This window comes from Halocynthiibacter styelae, from assembly GCF_016123485.1.
Taxonomy (GTDB): Bacteria; Pseudomonadota; Alphaproteobacteria; order Rhodobacterales; family Rhodobacteraceae; genus Halocynthiibacter; species Halocynthiibacter styelae.
Map to the genome: position 1 here is coordinate 123,324 of NZ_JADCKQ010000011.1, position 20,636 is coordinate 143,959.

Consider the following 20,636-nt stretch of genomic DNA (forward strand, 5'->3'; position numbering starts at 1 on the left):
ACTCTTTTTGCCCAGTCTGCCATGCGTTAGCGGGTGGTTTTACGCGTTCTGAAATCTGCGCTGTTTGATCGATCAAGCGACGTATTTTCTGTCGAAAAGCGCCAATCTTGTGTCGACGACGTAAGGACAACTTACTATAATTTAAAGGTATTCTGAAAATCCAGATGCCAAACTACGTGTCATCTTACATTTTAAAAAGAGAAGCATACAAAATCGCGCCTTGCACAGGTGCGAGATACGTTTTGATCCACGATTCGCGGAACACCCGTCAAATCATGGTCAGAACGAAACCAATCACGGTACATCCACCCGCCGCATATCCGCAGTCTATCAGGGTGAGAATACGGGGGCGCATGCTGTATGCGTAGTTTGTGGCAATCCAGGGGGCGGCGATAAACAGGCCAAGGCCCAGTCCGGCGACCAACCCTTTCCCAGCACTGTCAATTCCAGCCAGCGAAAACATGTGGCGCATCATGCCAGCAACAAACAGCAATGCGATGAAGGAGATGATATAGGGTTTGGCGCCGGCACCTTGCATGGCTTCATCTGTCATGCCGGTCGCGGCTTTCCAGGGTTTTACAAGGCTCATGTACCAGACAGCACCAAACGCAAAACCGGCAATGGCTGCGATCAAAACATTCAGAAATTCCATCGTGACCTCCCTTATATGGGGTCAGTCTGGCGTAATTCCCGCCATTTCGCAAATCACGGCCCATTCATCATCACGCACAGGCTGCACCGACAGGCGACTGCTTTTCACCAGAACCATTTCAGAAAGGCGCGGATCGTTCTTGACCCTTTCAAGCGTCACCGGGGTCTTCACAGGTTTAATCGCCTTGATCACCACGCAATCCCAGCGCGGATCATCGGTGGTGCTGTCTTGCCGGGACTCTTCGATCACTTCAACCACACCCACGACAGCTTTTTCTTTCTGCGAATGATAGAAAAAGCCGCGATCCCCGGCCTTCATGGCCCGCATATGATTGCGGGCCTGGTAATTGCGCACGCCGTCCCATTCTTCGCCCGCGTCACCTTTTGAAACCTGGTCCTGCCAGCCCCAGGTGTCGGGTTCAGATTTGAACAGCCAGTATGCCATCAGCCGATTACCTTGTTCCACTGCGTCAGGGTTACTGTTTCAAACAAACCGGCTTTTGCATAGGGGTCATTGTCGGCCCAATCCTGCGCCTGCGCCATATCTTCGACGTCCAGGATCACAAGCGATCCGCACATATCACCGTTTTCATCCAGAAACGGGCCGGCCTGGGCGACGATACCGCTGGATTTGATGTGGTTCACATGGGCTTCGCGGTTTTCAAGACGGATGTTCAGGGCACCGGGTTTGTCACGGCCTACAAGAGCGATCAGCATTGGTTATTCCTTTCTGAGGGGTCTGCTCAGCAGGCCTTCTACCGCCTGACTGAGAGTGATTTCATTGCGGGTGAGGGCGGCGATCATGCGGGTCAGGGGCATGTCGACATCTGATTTCTCGGCCAGGTTTGCGACGGCCTGGGCGGTGGCGACACCTTCGGTCGTGATCTTTGGATCGGGGATCTTTCCTGTGCCAACATCAAAGCCGTATTTGTAATTGCGTGATTGATCAGAGGTGCAGGTCAGGGTCAGATCCCCAAAACCGGACAGACCAGTCAGAGTTTCAGGTTTTGCGCCCAGATGCGCAGCCAGGCGTTGCATTTCAGAAAATCCGCGCGTTATAATCGCTGCGCGTGCGCTTTCACCCAGCCCAGCCCCCATGACCGCACCACAGGCAATCGCGACAACATTTTTCAATGCGCCGCCAAGTTCAGCGCCCGCCATATCGTCAGACAGATATAGGCGCAAGACAGAGGTGGAAAGCGACTGTTGCAGGCCGTCCGCATCTTTGTGATCACAAGCCAGCGTCATTGCCGTCGGCAGGCCACGCGCGATATCCCGGGCAAAGCCGGGACCGGTCAGGATGGCAGGTGTGGCATCTGGCGCGGCATTTCGGATGACATCAGAGGTGCCGGAAAGCGAGGTAAGTTCCACCCCTTTACAGCAACCAATCAGCATTTTCCCCCGAAACAGGGTCTTATTTTCAGTTAAGAATGCGCTTAGCTTTTGCATGGGCAGGCACAGAAGGATGTGATCTGCCTCCGTGGCTTCTGCCAGATCAGAGGTTGCGCGCAGACTTTCAGACAGTTTGACCCCGGCCAGACGCGTTGTGTTTTCATGGTGTTGATTGATCGCATCCACGGTCACAGGGTTGCGCGCCCAGATCTTTACATCTTGCCCATCAGTGGCGTGGCTTTGTGCAAGGGCTGTGCCAAAGGCACCGGCGCCGATCACTGAAATGCTCATGCTTTTGCGCCTTTCTTGCCGGATCCCAACATGCCCGCCTGTATTTTATCAAGCGGCCAGCGCGGACGGGCGGATAGAGTGAGATCATCCTTTGCACCCAGACGATAGCGCAACAGACCTGCCCAGGCGATCATCGCTGCGTTATCAGTGCAATATTGCATGGCCGGGGCAGTGAAACGCAGGTCGCTTTCGGCACAAACAGTCTCTAACGCTATGCGAATAGCCTTATTTGCGGCAACACCACCCGCAACGGCAAGGGTCGGCACATCAGGGGTTTCTTCAAGATAAACCGCAACTGCACGTCTGGTTTTCTCCTTCAGAACTTCACACACCGACTTCTGAAAACCAGCCGCCAGATCATTCACATCCTGGCGTGCCAGGGTGTTTTCATTTGTGATCACAGTGTCACGCGCCCGCAGGACAGCGGTTTTCAGGCCAGAAAAAGACATATCACACCCCGGCCGATCCAGAAGTGGGCGAGGCAGGGGGAAGCGTTTCGCATCCCCTTCCAGCGCAGCCTGTTCCACCGCAGGGCCGCCGGGTTGCGGCAGGCCGGTGAGGCGGGCGATTTTGTCGAAAGCTTCGCCTGGTGCATCATCAATTGTGCCACCAAGGCGATGAAATTCTTCAACCCCGCGCACAATCAGAAACTGGCAATGTCCGCCGGACACCAGCAGCATCAGCATGGGGAAGTGCAGTTCTTCGGAAAGACCCGGCGACAAAGCATGCCCCGCGAGGTGGTTTACACCGATCAGGGGCTTACCACTGCCTGCGCTTATCCCTTTGGCACACATGACGCCGGACAGAACTCCGCCAATCAGCCCCGGCCCGGCGGTGACAGCAATGCCATCAATATCAGCCAGCGTCACGCCCGCCTGATCCAGGGCACGTTCCACGCAATCATCCATACGTTCCGCATGGGCACGGGCGGCGATTTCGGGGACAACACCACCAAAAGACGCATGCAGGGCGGTCTGGCCTTCAACGACATTTGACAGCACCTGCGGGATTTCACCGTCTGTGTGGCGCACCACTGCGGCCCCGGTGTCATCACAGCTGCTTTCAAGGCCAAGGAAGGTCAGAGTATCTGGCATGATCATCATTTGTTGCGTGTTCGTCCCTCAGCAGGTAACACCTGAAACATGCACAGACAATCCCGCCCTATCGTTCTTCTGACGCGCCCCAAAGCGCAGTCGGAACGTTTCGCGATGCAGATTGACCCGGAAAGCGCGCAGATTGTGATCGCACCAGTCATGGAAATCATCCCGGTACAAGGTGATTTCCCAGCGTGCGACAGCGAATTGGTTGTGACCTCTGAGAATGCGTTGCGTACCATGCCAGCGACGTACCAACGGCCCGGCCGGCGGGTCTGGTGTGTGGGCAATCGCACCGCCCGGGTTGCAACAGATATGGGATTGGATGCCATTTCTGCAGATGGCGATGCAAACGATCTTTATAACCTACTGAAGCGGCGGGAGAACCCACAGCCCCTGCTGCACCTGACGGGCGAACATCAAGCCAGTCCGCGCTTGCAAAACCTGCCCGGTGTCACGCAAATCATAAGCTATCACCAGGCCGCGTTGCCACCTGACCCGGTTGTCTCTGAATGCCTGCGTGGGGAAGTACCGCTTATTGTTCCCCTGTTCTCACCCCGCAGCGCCCGCCTATTCTGGAAGGCGTATCCGGCACATCAGGCGGAGGTGCTTGTGGTGGCGATCAGCGCGGCGGTGGCAGAGGCCTGCACAGAATGTTCCGCGACAAAGATAGTCATTGCAGCGCGGCCCGATGGTGACAATATGAAGAAGATGGTTGCTGATTTAGTGCACGTAATTGGTAAAAGAGTAACGCAAACGGGGGATAGCAGGTGACGAAAGATCCGGAAATGTCTGAACAGGAAGAAAAGAAAACATCTGAGGAGGATGTGAAAGCCTCTGATGCGCCGGAAGCTGCGGAAGAAGATGTTCTGACAGATGATGAAATTTCTGAAGATGAGCCTGCGGAGGATTCCGTTGAAGATACGGATGAGGCCCATGAAGATTCTGACGCTGACGAGCTAAACCAGGAACCTGAGGCTGAGGCTGAGGAAGAATCCGCCCCTGAACCAGTCCCGACGCCCACACCTGCTGAGAAAAAATCCAGCTTTCCTCTGATCTTGGGCGGTGTTGTGGCCGCTGCGGTTGGCTTTGGAACGTCTTTGGTGGTGCCGGATGGCTGGCCCATTGGTGCGGACAACAGCGAAACGCAGGCGCAGATCAGCGCGCAACAGTCTGAAATCGCATCGCTGACAGAACGCCTGGATAGTCTGAACAACCCCGATCCTGACGCGGCCATCGCGCCGGTCGAAGCCTGGGTCACCGAAGTGACCGATCAGTTGCGCAGTGATCTGGACGGTATCACCGCGACGCTTGCCAGCCTGGATGAACGCATTGAGACCCTGGAAAAACGCCCGGTGTCCGGCGATGCTGCATCTGAAGACGCTGTAGCTGCCTATGAACGCGATGTTGTGGCGCTGCGCGAACAGCTGGAAAGCCAGCGTGCGGAAATTGATGCGATGCTGGCCAATGCTCAGGCGCAATCAGCCGCCGCGCAGCTAAGTGTTGAAGAAGCAAAACACATTGCCGCCCTCAGCGCGATTGAAGCAGCATTGAACAACGGGTCTGACTATAGTTCAGCCCTGGCTGATCTGATGGGGACTGCCCCCGCTGGTCTGTTTGAAAATGCCGCGGGTGTTCCGACACAGGAAACCCTGGAAGACGGGTTTATTGCCCCGGCGCGGGATGCGATTGCCGCCAGCCTTGCCGCCAATGTTGAAGATGGCTCTGTTTCCCGCGTCGGTGGTTTCCTGCGTGATCGTCTGGGCCTGCGTTCCCTCACACCGCAGGACGGCGAAGATGCCAATGCGATCCTGTCCCGGGCCGAATTTGCCCTGCAGGAAGGCCGCATTGCAGATGCGATCGCGGAAATCGCCGCATTGCCACAGGACGGGCAGGATCTGATGGCTGCCTGGGTCTCTGAGGCCACACAACGTATGACGGCGCTTGCCGCTTTGAGCGAACTGAAAGCCAGCGCCCACGGCGCAGCGACAGAATAAGGATATATGATGCTCTGGTCTCTGGTTAAAATCACCCTGTTTGTTGCTGTAGTCACCTTGATTGCGGTTGGTGCCATGTATTGGATGGATGCCGGCACCGGCTTTGAGCTGAAGTTTGCGGGGTATGAGATGACCCCCGGCCCGCTGGAATCAATCCTGGTGATTGTGGCGCTGTTCCTTCTGGTCTGGCTTATGATCCGTGTAGCGGGCTTCCTCGTAGCATTTTTTCGTTTCTGCACAGGTGATGATACGGCGATTAAGCGTTGGTGGAATCGCAACCGCGAACGCAAAGGTTATCAGGCACTGGCCGACGGGATGCTGGCGCTTGCTTCCGGTGAGGCATCAAAGGCGATGTCTTCCGCTGCCAAAGCTGAAAAATATCTGCACAAACCCGAACTGACCAATCTTCTGTCTGCGCAGGCCGCCGAAATGATGGGCGACAGCGCCAAGGCCGAAGTGGTTTATAAACGCCTGCTGAGTGACGATAAAACCCGTTTTGTCGGTGTGCGCGGGCTGCTGAAACAACGCCTTGAGGCCGGTGAAACAGAAACTGCCCTGAAGCTTGCGGAAAAGGCCTTTACCCTGAAGCCAAAGCATGAAGAAACCCAGGATATTCTTCTGGGGCTTCAGGCCGAAGGTGAAGACTGGGCAGGTGCGCGGTCAACACTGGCAGCAAAGCTGCGGGCCGGGAATATCCCAAAAACCCTGCACCGCCGCCGTGATGCCGTTCTGGCACTTGCGAATGCGGCAGATCCTGACATGGATGACACTGCAAAACATGCCGCTGCGCTTGAGGCCCACCGCCTGTCCCCGGATCTGATCCCGGCAACTGTCATGGCGGCCCATGCGCATCTGGCGAATGGATATAAGCGAAAGGCGAAAAAGGCAATCCTGAACACCTGGACCACCACACCGCACCCGGATCTGGCCGCTGCATTCGCTGCGATTGAACCGGAAGAAACCGCAGAAGCCCGGGTGAAACGTTTTGCCCCACTTGTGAAGGCGCAACCTGATCACGATGAAACCCGGATGTTGCAGGCGGAACTTCTGATTGCGGCAGAAGATTTCCCGACGGCACGCAAGGCCATTGGCGATCTGGTGGAAACTTCCCCATCTGCCCGGGCGCTGACGATTATGGCGGCAATTGAACGCGGTGAAGGTGCGGATAATGCGGTTGTGCAGGGCTGGCTTGCCCGCGCAGTCACCGCCCGTCGCGGCCCGGCCTGGGTTTGCGAGAAATGCAACACAGCGCATCATGACTGGGCGCCGCTTTGTAAACGCTGTCAGGGCTTTGATACATTGTCCTGGAAGGAAACCACATCGGAAGAAGATCCGGTTCTGTCAGCGGCAACCAGTATGCTGCCACTGATCGAAACGCCTGCACCTGCCGGGGATGCAATTGCGTCAGAGGATATTCCCCTGATCGAAAGCGAACCCGAAGATGCGGAAATCCTGCCCGAGGCAGATGATCCGCCAGAAGACAGCGCGGAAAGTGAAAAACCAGCGGTATAAATACAAAACGGGCGGTCTTTGACGGCCCGTTTTCGTATCAGCATAAAGAAAGTTCGTTATGAAAATTGGTGTGATCGGATGCGGTACAATTGCCAGCGCGGTTGTCGAAGGACTTGCCTGGCAGGGGCACGTGATACGGGTCAGCCCCCGCAGCCGGAAACGTGCAGAAGCCCTGGCGCAGCAGTTTGATGAGGTGATGATCGCTGATAATCAGGATGTGTTGAATGAAAGCGATGTAATTTTTCTGGGGCTTATGGCGGAACATGCGGCAGATGTATTGTCGGAGTTGCATTTCAGACCAGATCACAAGGTCATTTCCCTGATGGCCGGGGCCGATCTTCAGCAGGTGCGAAACCTGGTGTCACCCGCCGGGACCTGCGCCATCATGATCCCCTTCCCCAATATCGCGCGTGGGAACTCACCAGTCCTTACGCAGGGTGATGATGCGCTGATCTCACAACTCTTCGCCCCACGAAATCAGATTTTCCCAGTTGCAAATGCACAGGAAATGCAGAGCTGCCTGGCAGCGCAGGCCGTTTTGTCACCTGCCCTGAAACTTGTGAATACGGCTGAAACCTGGCTTGATGCAGCCGGCCCGGGCGGTGTGCAGGGGTTTCTGCGGCACCTTGTGGCGTCGAACCTTGAGGACGACACAGGCGTCACCTTACAGGCGCTTGACACGCCTGGCGGGTATAATCAGAGATTGCGGGATCATATGGAAAAGGCCGGGATGTCTAAGGCCCTGACGCGCGGCCTTGACGATCTCACCCGGTAAAGAAAAGGGCCGGTACCATGCCCGGCCCTTTCTGAATTATTGCTCGTCTGCCATCAGGGCTTCGTTGTGGGCACGCAGGGCCTGTGACACAACCGCATACCATTCGCCACTTTCACGCATCTCGTTCAGACCGCGGTTCAGCATCGCAATAATTTCCGGTGCTTTCGGGTTGGAACGGTCTGCATAGAAGGTCAGCATTGTCTGATAGTTGACGAAAGGATTTTCAACGATTTCACCGGTGATGTTCAGCTGCGAACGCAGATCGTCAAACAGACCTGGTGTTGCGCTGGCGATATCAGCAGTGCCCAGCAGAACCGCTTCCATGCAATCCAGCGGCGTCCCCAGGATCACCAGCTCCAGCGCTGGTGGCATCACGTTGTTTTCCTCCAGGAAGACACTTGGGAAACCCTCCGCAACACAGAAGCGGGATCCACGGAATTGTTCGTATGATGTCGCCTGTGCATAGCTGCTGTCGGCCAGCGAGTAAAATGCCGTGATGGTTTCATAAGCTGGCACCGTGCTGAGATAGCTACAACGTGTGGCCGCATCGCCGCCCGGTACATAATCCTTAGAACAATCCGGTGTGGTCCACGCCAGAGAAACATCAAACGCACCAAGTGGCAGCAGAACGCTCAGGTGAGAATCCCAGTCATCCACATAGCTGATGGTGAAATCACGGTTGTTTTCGCCACGGTTCAAAGCAGTTGTTGCCAGCCGCGGAAACATTCCGCCGCCTTCCAGTTCATCAGATGCGAAAGGTGGCCAGTTGCTGACGGTCACAATCCGGATCGGTGGCTGATAAGCGGTATTGGTCGGGCGGGCAGCTGCGAATTGTTCCTGCTGCTGAATAACCGCATCCGCAGACAGGCCGTTTGGAAGGCTTCCATCAAGGCAAGGTAATTGCAGAACAAGGCCGCGATTCAGCAAATTTGGATTGTTAATCACGCTACGGTTGGCGTTAAAAATGTTTTGATAGTCAGACACGCCGTAAGCGGCCAAAGCAATGGTTGCAAGCGTATCACCGTCGGCCACGGTGTAGTTTGTACAGGCTTCCTGGGCGGATGCAGCACCGGCAAACAAAGCCGTGCCGGCGAACGCCGCTTTAAGAAAAGTACGAAGCTGTGATTTTGTCATTGGATTTGCCTCCGGCAGCGGGCGTATAACGTGTTAGATTGAAGTGCTGAAAAATCGGGCCCCGGGGCCTGAAGCCCCGGGGATATTGTCTTAGTTTGCTTCAGCGGCGCGCAGCATTTCGTTGTGGTCACGCAGGGACTGCGACACAATCGCATACCATTCACCTGACTGACGCATATCGTTCAGGCCACGGTTCAGAAGCGCAACATATTCACGGCCAAACGGGTTGGTTTTGCTAATCAGAAAACCGTAAGACGTCACATAGTTCACGTTCGGGTTTTCCTGAACGTCAGCCGTGATACCCAGTTCTGCACGGGCGCTTTCGAAAAGGTCAGGTGTCATACCCGCAATATCCGCGCTGCCCAGCATAACCGCTTCGATACAATCAGCAGGCTTTTCAGCTACCATCAATTCCAGCGCCGGTGGCAACATGTTGTTCACTTCCAGGTCAATCGTGGAATAACCTTTCGGGCGACAGAATGTGGAACCCCGGAAATCCTCGTAGGATTGCGCGCCAAAGAAATCGTTGTCAGGACGCATGAAATACGCCGTGATGGTTTCATAAACCGGCAGGGTACGCAGGAATTCGTTACAACGCCTGCCAGATGAAGAGTCCGGATCATGGCGCACGGTACAATCCGGCAAAGTCCAGGCCAAGGACACGTCAAACGCGCCAAGCGGCAAAAGAACTTCGAGGTGAGATGACCAATCGTCAACGAAACTGATAGAGAATTCACGAGAGTTCCCGCCACGCTGTAGCGCTGTGGATGCCAGGCGCGCCATCATACCACCACCAGGCAGACTTTCATCCGCAAACGGGGCCCAGTCGTTACCGGTCACCAGTTTGATCGGTGGCTTATACACATTGTTCGTCGGACGAGCCGCCGCGAATTGTTCCTGCTGCTGAATGACAGCTTCTGCAGACAGGCCGTTTGGCAGACTTCCATCAGCACATGGCAGCTGCAGAACCAGACCGCCTTCCAGCAGGTTCGGGTTGGAAACAACGCTGCGGTTGGCGTTAAAGATATTCTGATAGTCGGACACCCCATATGCAGCCAGCGCGATGCTTGCCAGGGTATCACCAGTGGAAACAGTATAATTCGTACAAGCTTCCTGCGCGCTCGCCGCACCAGCAGAAAGCCCGGTTGCAACAAGCATGGTCTTAAAGACGTGACCTAACTGTAACTTTCTCATCATTCTTCCTCCAGGTATTATTCTTTTGCAGTGATCAATCTCACTGGTTTTCCATTTGATACTTAAGCGCGGTGGATACGATGTCGTGCCACTCGCCGGAATTCTGCATGATGGCCAACCCCCGGTTCAGCGTGTCCAGCACAGCCAGACCTTCTGAATTACCCACATGTGTCATGACGTTCAGGGACTTGATTTCAAGCAGGTTCGGGTTCTCCATGATGGTGGTTTCCATCTCGAGATCTGAAATCACATCGGTAGCAACCTGCGCATCCAACGCAACGATATCAACTTCGCCCGCCAGAAGTGCTTCAAAGCATTCCGCAACCAGCACCGGACGTACCAATGTGACTGCTGGCTCTGAAAGCCCTGCCTTGTTCATATTGCTGAGGCTGTAGCCTTCCGGACGGCAGATGACCGTACCGGCGTAAGCATCATAGCTAAGCGCCGTATCATACCCCGAACCCAGCATTGAGTAATATGCATCCACAACTTCATAGAACGGGCTTGAGAAGTGGTATGTTGTGCAACGTTCCAGATCTGCCTCAGACAGGATATCCGGTGTTTCACAATCCGGGCGCGCCCACGGGAAGGTAGCATCAAAAGCCAGGCTGGGCATCAGCAGATCAAGATGTGAATTCCAGTCATTTACAAACTGGATCTTATAGCTCTGGTGCGGATCCGCGCGCAGAAAGGCCGTTTCCACCAGCTTGGTGTAAAGTCCGCGATCAGGCAGGCTTTCATCCGTGTAGGGTGGATAATCATTCCCTGTAATCAGAATGATCTGACGTTCCTGCACAGATTGCGCAGTTTCCGGACTGGCAAGAGATGTCGCTGCCTCTACAGCTGCGAATGCTTCTGCCCGGACTTTCTCAATTTCAGCTTCCGCCGCAGCGATAGCTTCTGCGGCTGCTTCCTGGGCCGCTGTGATCTGCGCCTCGGCTTCTTCCGCTGCGCGGCGGGCCTCTTCCAGTTCAGCCGTCTCAGTTTCCGTGGACTGCACTGCAAGTTCCGCAGCACGGGCTTCTGCCTGGGCAACACGCGCTTCTGCCTCAGCGATCAGACGCTGGGCTTCTGCCTGGGCCTGCTCAGTGATCTGAGAGGCTTGCTCATTGACCACCGCATCCCGGGGATCACAGGGCAAATTCAGAACCATGCCAACTTCGATATGGTTTGGATTGCGGCCAATCCGGTCACGGTTCGCATCATAGATCTGACGGTAATCCGGAGTGCCATAGATACGGGTCGCCAGTTGGCGCAGGCTGTCACCAGGGCGAATTTCATAGGTTTCACAAGCCACCTGCGCAGAAGCGGCAGTCGACATCAGAGCAAGAGAAATGCAGCAGGTAGAGATATATTTCATTTGTATGACGTTCTGTCCATTAGTTGGAAATATGGGGGGCGTAAGCGGCGTTTGCAGGTGGCTTCAGCGCGACGACGGCCACTGAGGTATTGTCCTGATCCGGAACATTGGCGTCACGTATCGCCAGCATGATCTGATCAAGAATATCCTGACAGCTTTCGTTCTGGTGTTTTTTCAGGACTGTTTCGATCTCCCGAGGTTCCAGATGCTGAAGCCCATCGCTGGCAATCAGTAAGATATCTCCAGGAAGAACTTCGCGCGGATCTTCAGGGCAATCGACCTTCGAAATCCCGGCCCCCATCAAAGCAGACGTCAAACAATTTCTGTCAGGGTGATGTCGGGCCTCTTCGGGTTTCAGCACCCCTTCGATAACAAGCCGGTCAATGTCGGGGCCCATAGAATGATCTTCATTCAGCTGGATCAATTGCCCGTCACGGAACAGATAAAGCGGTGAATCCCCGATAGAAATCCAGTAAAACCGGTTCTCATAAAAGACAGTCCCCAAAAGGGTGGATCCCATATCGGGCGAGGCCTGTTTATCATTGATATAGGCGGCAATCGCAGCGTTTGCTTCCATCGCGGCCAGAGGCAACGTATCAGCCAGCGTGCTTTCGGTGGCTTCAGTTTCCGAGATCCGGCGATCAATCACCGACGACCAGGATGAAGCCACAAGGCGCGATGCGACATCGCCCGCCTCATGTCCACCCATGCCATCAGCGACAACGACATAACCAATGTCGCGTCGGCTTGAGAACCGGGCAGCAATAGCATCTTCCTGATATTCGCGATGTCCCTGCTCTGCAGAAAGGGCGACTTCGTATCTCAACGCTGAACTGGTCACTCTGCATCCCGCCAGTCAAAGCTTTCATCACAAAGAACGACAAAACGCATTGTTGTTTCGCTGATACGGATCATGTCCCCGTTGTTCAGCGGCAGTGTGCTGAGAACCGGGCTGCCATTCAGGCGCACAAGGTTCGCTTTACCGCCATGGCCAAGGAAACACTTACGTTCCTCTGCATCATAGGCAATGACCGCGTGATTGCTGCGGGAGATACCATTGTCACCAAAATCAAGCTGCAACGCCTGGTCATCATTACGACCCACCTGCAGCAGGCCTTCGGTCAACGCAAGACTGGTGCCACGGCCGGGACCGGAAACAATCACAAGCCAGCCAACCGGGAAAGATGTGGTCACGGCTGTTTTCTTCACCGGTTCAGATGCAATCAGATCATTCAGACGGTGATCAACATGGTCAAGGCCAAGGAATGTGGTTTTGATCCGTGCACGACGGCGCGGTGCAGCAACTTCAGCCGGTGCAGCCTGCTCTGCTTCCGGAGTTGCCGGAACGGGGGCCTCTTCCTCAGCAACATCTGGCGTCTCTTCAACCACTGGCTCTGTGATTGCTTCTACAGGAGCTTCAACCTCAGCTTCAGCTTCAACCTCAGCTTCGACTTCGACTTCGACTTCTTCAGGAAGCACCGCTGCTACTTCCTCAACGGTTTCTTCTGCGGCCACCTCAGCGACAACTTCAACCTCGTCCTGCGACACAACCGTTTCGTCTTCTGGCATGATCAGGACATCTGACAGTGTCTCTGTTTCGACTTCCTCTGCGACCTCTTCCACAGCAGGTGCCTGCGTTTGCGTTACGGGTGCAATGGCTGATCGTGCTTCACGTGCGGTCATCAGTGTCAGCACTTCTGCCATGGAAGTGTTGCTTTCCGCCTGCTCAGATTGGGTTTCTTCCGGGGTGTTTTCAGCGTCCGCTGCTTCGGCGAAGATATTCTCTTCTTCAGGCATATCATCGTCTTCGAAGGCAGACTGAAGCACCATAAAATCGTCAGAACTTTCTACTGGCTGACTTGCATCGGCCGCCTGATCAGAAATCACTTCCGGTTTCGCTACGTCCGCCTCAGCTTCAACGTCCTCAATAAATTCGTCAGACCGTGACTGGATCTCTTCGGATACGACAGTCTCCGTCTCTTTCGTTGCGGAAGGTGTATCTTCAGCTGACTTTTCAAGAATGCGACTTAGCGGGCTTTTGTAGTTAAACATTTTATCGACGCTTTCATATTTCAATTTCAATTCGGACGAGCACTCTGGCGATCATTCTGTCGCCAGGGGCATACGGGCGCGCACTTGTGCCCCGTTACGATTCACAACAAACCGTGCTTCATTCACGTCGCCACGTTCCGTCAGAGAACTTAGCACCGCAGTCAGCGCGCCCCGTTGCATCAGAGACGCCCCGGTGGTTTCTTCACGGACCAGAATGTCACCAACACGCAGGCCATCAGCACCAGAATTTCCGACATTGGTTACCTTGAGCTGCCAGTTCTGAGAGCCGCTTTCCGTCAGCGTCACACCATTGGCCAGGCCAATCAGCTGCATTACCGGCAGTGCAAGTTCACCATTCAGGAAACGCGCATTGCCCGGCGCCCGATAGCGTACTTGCGCACGGGTATAGCCGTCACGCCCGACCTGAAGATTGCTCAAGACCATAGAGGCAAGAGACGAATTCGCATTGGCCGCACGGTTGTTGATCGAATAGATCGCAGTCCCACGTGTCAGCCAGGCGCCAATCACAGACATATCTGCAGAGGCATTGATGCTTTCAACCAGGTAAATTTCACCATTCGCAACCCGACGCGTGCGGGTGGTGAACGGCACATCCACATCCCAGTGAGAATAGGCGATCTGATTTTGCAGAAGTGTTGCAGATGCAGTCGGTGTCTCGGCAACCGCAGCAGTTGCAGGTTCTGTGGCAGCTGTTTCCACAGGCGCTTCAACCACAGGTTCCGGGGTCGGTGTGGTAACCTCTGCAACTGCTATTTCTACGGGGGCTTCAACAGCGGTTTCTTCAACCTGTGTTTCAACCACAGCCAGGGGCGCTTCTGGTGTATCCGATCCGCCACTCAGGAAGATCCCGGCACCCACCAGCAAAGCAACAACGGCAACACCTGCCAGCAACAAACCCGTTTTCTTTTTCGCAGGTTCTTCTTCCTGAGGCAGCAGTTCATCAAAGACCGCAGCCGCTGTGTCCGGTTCTGCTTCTTCTGCAGGTTCGGTGGCGTCATCTTCTTCAATAAGCGCCTTCAGGCGTCTCACTTCCTTGCTGTCTTCCCGCACAGGAACTGTTGCTGCTACAGTTTTTTCCGGTTCGGGTTCAACAAGCGCGATTTCACTTGTTTCAGCCAACATCGCAGCAATCGCAGCATCGGCTTTCTCAACATCGGCCTGAATGCGCTCTTCTTCCTCAACAGTGCGCACGCCCTCCAGTTCTTCAACCTCACGCGGAGCTTCGGCTTCATCAAGAGCGGCGATAACAGAAGGCGGACGAGAAATGGTGGAATTAAAGGCAGCTTGTGGTCCGCGGAACATACGCAGCCATTCAAGCGCAGATTGCTGCCTTTGTGCGGGCATGACGCTCATGGCTTTGTCCAGTGCTTCAAGGAAGCCCGCTGGAAAATCTTTATAGCGCCCGGTCAGTGGAACATAGGGATCAACAATCTGTTTATCATAGGCGGCAAAGCGCGTTTTACCGTCAGCTGGCGGATCACCGGTGATCACATGATACAAGGTCGCCGCGAGAACATAGAGATCACTGTATGGGCCCTGAATCGAACCCGGAACATAGAATTCCTGGGGGGAGTACCCATCTTTCACAACACGCAGCGTTACCAGCGCGGCACTTTTATGCGCGGCCTGTTCACGGGCGGCCCCGAAATCGATCAGAATTGGTTCGCCGTCCGGCGCAATCAGGATATTGTCCGGGGAAATATCGCGGTGAAGCATGCCATTTTCATGAATGAACGCGACCGCAGACAGCATTTTCTCTGTCAGGCTGACGAATTGTTCCGGGCTGAATCGGGTATCGGGCAGATCAAGGTAATCCAGCAGATCATAACCGCGAATGTAATCCATCGCGATATAGGCTGTGTTATTGTCTTCAAAGACCTGATGAACAGGTACAATATTCGGATGCACCAGTTTGGCGTGGCTACGGGCTTCCTGAATAAACAGCTGAATGATAGAGGCCAGATCCCCTTCGGACTGTGCAGCATTGGGAACGACATCTTCCCCTTCACGGTGGCACAGCGCCCCGGGGAAACATTCCTTAATGACGACATCCCGTTCCAGACTGTCACGTGCGAGGTAAGTGATACCAAACCCCCCGCTGTTCAGAAAGCGGATGATTTCATACTGGCCGCGCAGAAGCGACGTTCCAGGACGAAGCGCTTCATCCAGCACTTCATCATCAATCTGTTCAACAGCCTGTATCTGACTCACGGTTTTGCCCCAACTTCTTTCGCCTTCAACCCTTGTGGCCCGGGAAAACGGTCCCGGAGAAGGCAGCTAAGTTAACGATAAAGCCGTCAAATGAGGTAAAAGTGAGACAACCAGATGGCGACCATGCGTTAGAATCTGGCCGGACAAATGCCATATTCGGTCATATTTCCCTGAAAACCTGAAGAATCGCAATGAATCCCTCAACCTCTGGTTTTGATCATAAGTAAAGGCATGAATGATGACACAAAGAAGCCATAATGATTATCGAATCGACGTGAGTGAACTTCAATAGTTCCCCTCTAAGGTGTATTCCCCCGACAATCCCGGGAGAATACTATCCATGTCAAAGTTGTCGTTTCAGGGGTGACTACCCGCCCAGGAAAGCGTTTCTCCTAGCTGATGCATTACATTCAGCGCATCGCTGACCGGACCGTCCCCGGTTTCAAATTGCAGAAGCAAAAGCAGATCTGTCGCGCGCTCAAATTCTTCAGGAACCCAGTCCGCCCCCGTCGCCGGAAGCTTTGCGTCAATCAGACGTTCTGCAAACTCTTCCACAATTTCCTGACAGGACTGAAGCAGTTCGGTACTATCGGAAAGGTCTCCTGCCTCAGTCTGGCGACAGACATCAGACAACCGTTCTTTCCAGATCGCGAGCAACTCGTTTTCTGGCTCAGCGCCCTCTGACAATTCCTCAACATTCTCAGCTGCAGTTTCCACGGGTTCTATTGCGGTTTCCACAGTTTCTACCGGCAAAACTTCCCCCAGAAGAGGCAGAAATTTTTCCTTCAGGTCCCGGCGGGCATTTTCCAGATCCGCTTCACGACGACGGGATGCGGCTGTCAGGATCTGTTCTGCCAGAAACTGTCCTCCGCTTTCATTCCAACGTTCAAAGTCTGGCTCAGGCCCATCAGCAAGGGCAGAAACCGCCTCTGGCGTGGCAATGGGAATGATTTCCTGGAACAGCTCTCCTTTTTCTGCCTCCAGCCGTTTCAGAATGTCCGGCAATTCCTCTTGCACCGCAGGCAGATCAGTGTGTGTAATCGCAAGCAGACTACTTTTTTTCAGATTATCCGGTACCTGTTGCCAGATCTGACGTTCAGATTCCCGCCAGGGGCTGGTGCCATTGGTACACCAGATTGCACAGTCGACAAATTTCAGCAGATCCAGCGTGTTGGTGTCATCATGGGCAATTCCACTGACACCAGTGCCGGGCAGATCAAACAGAGAAACCTGTTGAAGCGCCGGTGTATCAAGTCCGATGGAAATGAAATCAGGATTGATTTCGGCGGCATCCGTCAGGGCAACCCCCGGGAAGGTCTTATGTTCCTGACCCCACCAACCGGCGACGGTTCGGGGTTTGTCAGAATAGTTCAGAATAACCAACGGAAGCTGCAAATGCCGAATACCCGTGGGCAGAATATCTGCACCAGCCAGCATATTCGCCAGACTGGATTTGCCGGCACTGAATTCACCGGCAAACGCAATGCCAATCGCCGTGGACAGCCGGCTGACGTGCTGACGGGCTTCGTCCTGCAATGCCGTTAACTCATCGCTGGCAGGCAGCGACTGGCTGTCTTCCAGAAACTGTTCCAGTTGTTTTGTTTCACTTTCGACGCCTGGAAATTCAATCACTGACTCTGATCCATCTTATGGGGGTTAATGTCGATATTCTTCTGCAGTTCCCGAAGGGCGTTCACAAAGGTTTCAGCCTGAAGAATCCGGGCGCTGTTGTCTGATGCTTTTGACACCTCATCGGGCAGATTTCCGGAAATCGCCGCCAGATAGTGCCGAAACACGATATCTGTATGACTGAGAAGCGCCGTTTCTGCTGCTTCCAGCAATTCGTTCACAACCGCATCCGCAGAGGGTCGGGTATGCTTCCGGTGGAACAGGCGACTTGTCCAGCTGGCTTGCGCCATTGCCGCCGCTTCGCGCCACAATATCCGCGCATCCGGGCTGAACCGGCGCAGAATAGAACTATCCGTTTCTGTTTTCTGCAGAGGCAGGAAATCAGGGAAAGACGCACAAAGCCCTTCTTTTGAATGCTGTATCCCCGCGATCAGATCAAGTTTGACAGACTGGATCCCTGAGATAAAGTTCAGACGCAGGTTTTCCAGTTCATCAGGCAGAGGAATTTCAGCCTCTGGATCCGCCGCGATTTCCGCCGAAGGGGAAGGGTCCGAAGCACCGTATCCGGCCACCAGTTCACCGCGCAACGCGTCTATGTCTTCATGCAGTTGCAAGGCAAGAAGCGCCTGCTCCTCTTCAAGACATATCCCGACTTCGTCCAGGATCACCTCATCCACGTGCACATCCATCTGCACATCGGAAGTATCATCTGTGACCTTCCGGACAGAACTCAGGTGACGTTCTGCAATCTCCAGCACTTCCCCGACTTGTTCTTCAGTGTTCAGGTCAGCAAACCGGGTCAGCAAAATTTTGGAAAAGAAGCGGCGCAGCTGCGGAATGCCTGAAGCCACAAGGGCCTGATACCGCGACACGGCCATTTCTTCCTGGTAAAATTCGCTATGCTCACCCTTTGCCAGGCCGGTTTCAAACTGGCGCTTCAAAGTCGGGTTGGCTTCGACCCAGGCTTCGGCTTTTTCACGCACAGCATCTGTGCCTTCACCTGTTTCAGCCACATGCGCCCATTGCGCACTCCCACACAGCACCGCAGCCGGCGCGCCACCAAAGATACGGGTAATATCGTTCTGGACACTGCGCTGCAAAAGCTTTGCGTCCCGAATACAATTGCTGAGTTCATCAATCCGGTTGATGAAAATCACAGCCCGCCCGGATCCTTTTTCTTTCAGCACTTTCAGCAGGGATTCATCCATACGGGACATGGCCTGATGTGCCGAAAGGATGACAAGGTAATAGTCAGCATCACCAATTGCCGCCCAGGTGATTTTATCGCGGATCAGGCAGGGATCATTCACACCTGGCGTATCCGTAAAACGAATAGCGCCCGGGAATGGGGCCGTGCTGAAACAGACGTCAGCAGCGCGGATCAGATCATCATATTGTTCTGCCCCCTCCTGTCCGGAACTGACATATTGCGCCAGAACCTCAGGCGTCACCGGATTAAACTGATGCGTTGCCCCTAACAGATCCGGCAAATGGTTCCCAAAACGGGTTTGCGCCCGGGACACCAGCTGCTCTGCATGCTCGTGAATCTGCTTTGGTTCGCTGGCATCCGGTTGCGTCAGCGCCTGCCATTCCTGTGAGTTATAAAAATGAAAATCTGCACCGCTTTGCCGATCTGGTGTGTGGTTGAAATGCAGATGCGTCAGAACAGTCGTCAGAGGATTCACATCAGAAGGCAGCAAACCACCCCGACCGGTCAGCCCGTTCAAAAACTTCGATTTCCCGACTTTGACCTGGCCGACGATCATAACCGACAGGGGATCAGGCAGGATGTTGGCCGAAATCTTCTGCAGCGCCCCGGTCTCATCCGGACAGGCCGCAGACATCTCATGCGTCAGATCGGCCAGGTCACAGGCCGCTTGCCGGTTCCTTCCCGCATTCTCCAGGGTCGCGTGCCCGGATTTCTCTGCCGACTGCGTCTTATTGTTCATCTGATTGTCGCAGTTCTTTGAGTGCACTCACCACGGATCCGAGCTTGCGGGTTTCATGCACAGAAACAACCGTCCCGCTTTCGGTCCGATACAAAGCCAGCGCCGGATCCTTCGGCTTCTCGGGGCGCATCACAATCAGTTGGGGCATCGCTATGACATCGCCACTGTCATTTTCCCATTCCTGTAAATCACGTGTCAGAAGTTCTGCCAGATCAGCCGTAATCAGTTCTGGTTCTGACTGACGCGCAATCTTCCCCTCGACCGTGATTTCCGCCTTTGCAGCGGAAAAACTGTCAACGCTGTCGTAAAACCGCGCAAGGTAACCGGCGCGGGCAGGTTGTGCGGCATCAATCGGAACCGCAACTTCTTCTGGTTCTGAAACCTCAGCCACCTGCGTCGCCTCCACCACATCTTCGGGCAACTCCTCAACTGTGACAACAGCCAGAAGTTCACTCAATGTGATGCCGACATCTTCAGCGCCGGGGGCTGTTTCCGGTGGGAAAGACTGCAAATGCACATCTCCGTCCACCCGGGAAAATTCCGTCATCAATGCCCCAAGTTGTTGGGCCGTTTCGGCACGACTTTCGCTCGCCAGATCAGGAATATTCCCCAGGCTTTCCGGTTCAGCATGCTCTACGGCAGTGACACGCGAACTGTTCACATTCAAAACCAATGTCGCTTTTGCTGTACCTTCGTGTTCCGATGTAAAGACCAGCACACGCGCCAGAACAGTCTGTCCGATCGCCTCCAGCATTCTTGCACGTTTATTGCCACGTGACGTTGCAGAAAGCTGTGCCACCTGATCTGTCCGCGGGGAAAGTTCTGCCAGGATGTGTTGCAGTTTACGGGTGACATTTACTTCGCTTGTCATTCCCAGCTCCATTTTCATTTCTGTTCCGACGGATGAATTTTGCGTCGGGCTATTTTAATTTCTCAGCAGGTCAAACCCGGCTTGCGTGTTGGCCAGATCGGGATCTCTGATCCGCAGCGACCAAAAACCTTTCTATCGTAGCAACAAGTTCATCCACAGTTTCCGGCCGATCTTCGGAAATCAGGTTTTTCCAGATCTTCTGATTGGATCCGGCGACCTTCGAAGGTTGGGCCTTTGCCCCAAAGCCTTGCTTCTCCGTCGCTTCCGTCTGAATTGGCTTCATTTGCAGAGAGGGGACTGGCTTGGGGGTAGCCGTTTCCTGTGCCAGGGGTGCATGTCTGTTTTTGGCGACATCCTGCGCTTTGCTTTGTCGATGTTGCGCTGCGATTTGAATTCCTGGTGTGTTTTGGTTTGGTTTGTATTTTTTCAGTTTTTGTTTTTTGTTTTTGATGATGTCGTGGGTTGCCTCGAAGAGGGCGTCGACGAATTTTTCGCCTCCGCTT

The 20,636-nt window shown here is 54.4% G+C and carries 19 protein-coding genes; 4 read left to right on the forward strand and 15 right to left on the reverse strand.

Annotated elements, in window-relative coordinates:
- Positions 1-268: 268 nt before the first annotated feature.
- Genes H1D41_RS14340 through tsaD form a run of 5 tightly spaced genes read right to left on the reverse strand, consistent with a single transcriptional unit; the run spans position 269 to position 3,428 of the window.
- Entirely contained in the window at positions 269-652 is a 384-nt protein-coding gene (locus tag H1D41_RS14340; RefSeq protein ID WP_228849558.1) for a DUF1761 domain-containing protein, read from the reverse strand.
- 21 nt (positions 653-673) lie between these two features.
- On the reverse strand, positions 674-1,096 hold the full coding sequence (locus tag H1D41_RS14345) for an EVE domain-containing protein (protein WP_228849559.1): 423 nt from the start codon (positions 1,094-1,096) through the stop codon (positions 674-676).
- Positions 1,096-1,368: a YciI family protein gene (locus tag H1D41_RS14350; protein WP_228849560.1), complete on the reverse strand. Its 273-nt coding sequence runs from the start codon at positions 1,366-1,368 to the stop codon at positions 1,096-1,098. The genes H1D41_RS14345 and H1D41_RS14350 overlap by 1 nt, the downstream gene beginning before the upstream one ends.
- A gap of 3 nt (positions 1,369-1,371) precedes the next feature.
- Positions 1,372-2,334: an NAD(P)H-dependent glycerol-3-phosphate dehydrogenase gene (locus H1D41_RS14355; protein WP_228849561.1), complete on the reverse strand. Its 963-nt coding sequence runs from the start codon at positions 2,332-2,334 to the stop codon at positions 1,372-1,374.
- Positions 2,331-3,428 carry a tRNA (adenosine(37)-N6)-threonylcarbamoyltransferase complex transferase subunit TsaD gene (gene tsaD, locus H1D41_RS14360; protein WP_228849562.1) on the reverse strand — a complete coding sequence of 366 codons (1,098 nt, stop codon included), beginning with the start codon at positions 3,426-3,428 and terminating at the stop codon, positions 2,331-2,333. The genes H1D41_RS14355 and tsaD overlap by 4 nt, the downstream gene beginning before the upstream one ends.
- Positions 3,429-3,476: 48 nt before the next feature.
- Here tsaD and H1D41_RS14365 point away from each other — a divergent pair, with 48 nt between their 5' ends.
- Genes H1D41_RS14365 through H1D41_RS14380 form a run of 4 tightly spaced genes read left to right on the forward strand, consistent with a single transcriptional unit; the run spans position 3,477 to position 7,712 of the window.
- Positions 3,477-4,202 (forward strand): uroporphyrinogen-III synthase, encoded by a 726-nt coding sequence (locus H1D41_RS14365; protein WP_228849563.1) that lies wholly within the window; start codon positions 3,477-3,479, stop codon positions 4,200-4,202.
- 14 nt (positions 4,203-4,216) lie between these two features.
- The gene (locus H1D41_RS14370) at positions 4,217-5,425 is read left to right on the forward strand and encodes a hypothetical protein (RefSeq protein ID WP_228849564.1); all 1,209 of its coding nucleotides are present in this window, start codon (positions 4,217-4,219) and stop codon (positions 5,423-5,425) included.
- A gap of 6 nt (positions 5,426-5,431) precedes the next feature.
- On the forward strand, positions 5,432-6,937 hold the full coding sequence (locus tag H1D41_RS14375) for a heme biosynthesis protein HemY (RefSeq protein ID WP_324250287.1): 1,506 nt from the start codon (positions 5,432-5,434) through the stop codon (positions 6,935-6,937).
- A gap of 58 nt (positions 6,938-6,995) precedes the next feature.
- Positions 6,996-7,712 carry an NAD(P)-binding domain-containing protein gene (locus tag H1D41_RS14380; RefSeq protein WP_228849565.1) on the forward strand — a complete coding sequence of 239 codons (717 nt, stop codon included), beginning with the start codon at positions 6,996-6,998 and terminating at the stop codon, positions 7,710-7,712.
- A 36-nt stretch (positions 7,713-7,748) separates the two neighbouring features.
- On the opposite strand, the gene H1D41_RS14385 is transcribed toward H1D41_RS14380, so the two are convergent.
- From H1D41_RS14385 to H1D41_RS14430, 10 genes are all read right to left on the reverse strand, one after another.
- Complete coding sequence (locus H1D41_RS14385) at positions 7,749-8,846, reverse strand: LysM peptidoglycan-binding domain-containing protein (RefSeq protein WP_228849566.1); 1,098 nt, start codon at positions 8,844-8,846, stop codon at positions 7,749-7,751.
- A 90-nt stretch (positions 8,847-8,936) separates the two neighbouring features.
- Positions 8,937-10,043: a transporter substrate-binding domain-containing protein gene (locus H1D41_RS14390; protein WP_228849567.1), complete on the reverse strand. Its 1,107-nt coding sequence runs from the start codon at positions 10,041-10,043 to the stop codon at positions 8,937-8,939.
- A gap of 37 nt (positions 10,044-10,080) precedes the next feature.
- On the reverse strand, positions 10,081-11,400 hold the full coding sequence (locus tag H1D41_RS14395; protein ID WP_228849568.1) for a transporter substrate-binding domain-containing protein: 1,320 nt from the start codon (positions 11,398-11,400) through the stop codon (positions 10,081-10,083).
- Positions 11,401-11,419: 19 nt separating this feature from the next.
- Positions 11,420-12,241, reverse strand: coding sequence for a PP2C family protein-serine/threonine phosphatase (locus H1D41_RS14400; RefSeq protein WP_228849569.1), 822 nt, complete (start codon positions 12,239-12,241; stop codon positions 11,420-11,422).
- Positions 12,238-13,452: an FHA domain-containing protein gene (locus H1D41_RS14405; protein ID WP_228849570.1), complete on the reverse strand. Its 1,215-nt coding sequence runs from the start codon at positions 13,450-13,452 to the stop codon at positions 12,238-12,240. Before H1D41_RS14405 ends, H1D41_RS14400 begins: the two co-directional genes overlap by 4 nt.
- Before the next feature lie 51 nt (positions 13,453-13,503).
- The gene (locus tag H1D41_RS14410) at positions 13,504-15,684 is read right to left on the reverse strand and encodes a serine/threonine protein kinase (RefSeq protein WP_228849571.1); all 2,181 of its coding nucleotides are present in this window, start codon (positions 15,682-15,684) and stop codon (positions 13,504-13,506) included.
- A 357-nt stretch (positions 15,685-16,041) separates the two neighbouring features.
- Positions 16,042-17,316, reverse strand: coding sequence for a dynamin family protein (locus tag H1D41_RS14415; RefSeq protein WP_228849572.1), 1,275 nt, complete (start codon positions 17,314-17,316; stop codon positions 16,042-16,044).
- Entirely contained in the window at positions 17,313-19,262 is a 1,950-nt protein-coding gene (locus H1D41_RS14420; RefSeq protein ID WP_228849573.1) for a dynamin family protein, read from the reverse strand. Before H1D41_RS14420 ends, H1D41_RS14415 begins: the two co-directional genes overlap by 4 nt.
- A complete protein-coding gene (locus tag H1D41_RS14425) occupies positions 19,252-20,133 on the reverse strand; it encodes a hypothetical protein (protein ID WP_228849574.1) in 882 nt (293 codons plus the stop codon). The genes H1D41_RS14420 and H1D41_RS14425 overlap by 11 nt, the downstream gene beginning before the upstream one ends.
- Positions 20,134-20,203: 70 nt before the next feature.
- A partial coding sequence (locus H1D41_RS14430; RefSeq protein ID WP_228849575.1) for a hypothetical protein occupies positions 20,204-20,636 on the reverse strand: 433 nt, incomplete at its 5' end.

Coding starts and splice junctions, on each gene's coding strand:
- H1D41_RS14340 (WP_228849558.1), bottom strand. CDS start 652: ATGGAATTTCTGAATGTTTTGATCGCAGCCATTGCCGGTTTTGCGTTT.
- H1D41_RS14345 (WP_228849559.1), bottom strand. CDS start 1,096: ATGGCATACTGGCTGTTCAAATCTGAACCCGACACCTGGGGCTGGCAG.
- H1D41_RS14350 (WP_228849560.1), bottom strand. CDS start 1,368: ATGCTGATCGCTCTTGTAGGCCGTGACAAACCCGGTGCCCTGAACATC.
- H1D41_RS14355 (WP_228849561.1), bottom strand. CDS start 2,334: ATGAGCATTTCAGTGATCGGCGCCGGTGCCTTTGGCACAGCCCTTGCA.
- tsaD (WP_228849562.1), bottom strand. CDS start 3,428: ATGCCAGATACTCTGACCTTCCTTGGCCTTGAAAGCAGCTGTGATGAC.
- H1D41_RS14365 (WP_228849563.1), top strand. CDS start 3,477: ATGCACAGACAATCCCGCCCTATCGTTCTTCTGACGCGCCCCAAAGCG.
- H1D41_RS14370 (WP_228849564.1), top strand. CDS start 4,217: ATGTCTGAACAGGAAGAAAAGAAAACATCTGAGGAGGATGTGAAAGCC.
- H1D41_RS14375 (WP_324250287.1), top strand. CDS start 5,432: ATGATGCTCTGGTCTCTGGTTAAAATCACCCTGTTTGTTGCTGTAGTC.
- H1D41_RS14380 (WP_228849565.1), top strand. CDS start 6,996: ATGAAAATTGGTGTGATCGGATGCGGTACAATTGCCAGCGCGGTTGTC.
- H1D41_RS14385 (WP_228849566.1), bottom strand. CDS start 8,846: ATGACAAAATCACAGCTTCGTACTTTTCTTAAAGCGGCGTTCGCCGGC.
- H1D41_RS14390 (WP_228849567.1), bottom strand. CDS start 10,043: ATGATGAGAAAGTTACAGTTAGGTCACGTCTTTAAGACCATGCTTGTT.
- H1D41_RS14395 (WP_228849568.1), bottom strand. CDS start 11,400: ATGAAATATATCTCTACCTGCTGCATTTCTCTTGCTCTGATGTCGACT.
- H1D41_RS14405 (WP_228849570.1), bottom strand. CDS start 13,452: ATGTTTAACTACAAAAGCCCGCTAAGTCGCATTCTTGAAAAGTCAGCT.
- H1D41_RS14420 (WP_228849573.1), bottom strand. CDS start 19,262: ATGAACAATAAGACGCAGTCGGCAGAGAAATCCGGGCACGCGACCCTG.
- H1D41_RS14425 (WP_228849574.1), bottom strand. CDS start 20,133: ATGACAAGCGAAGTAAATGTCACCCGTAAACTGCAACACATCCTGGCA.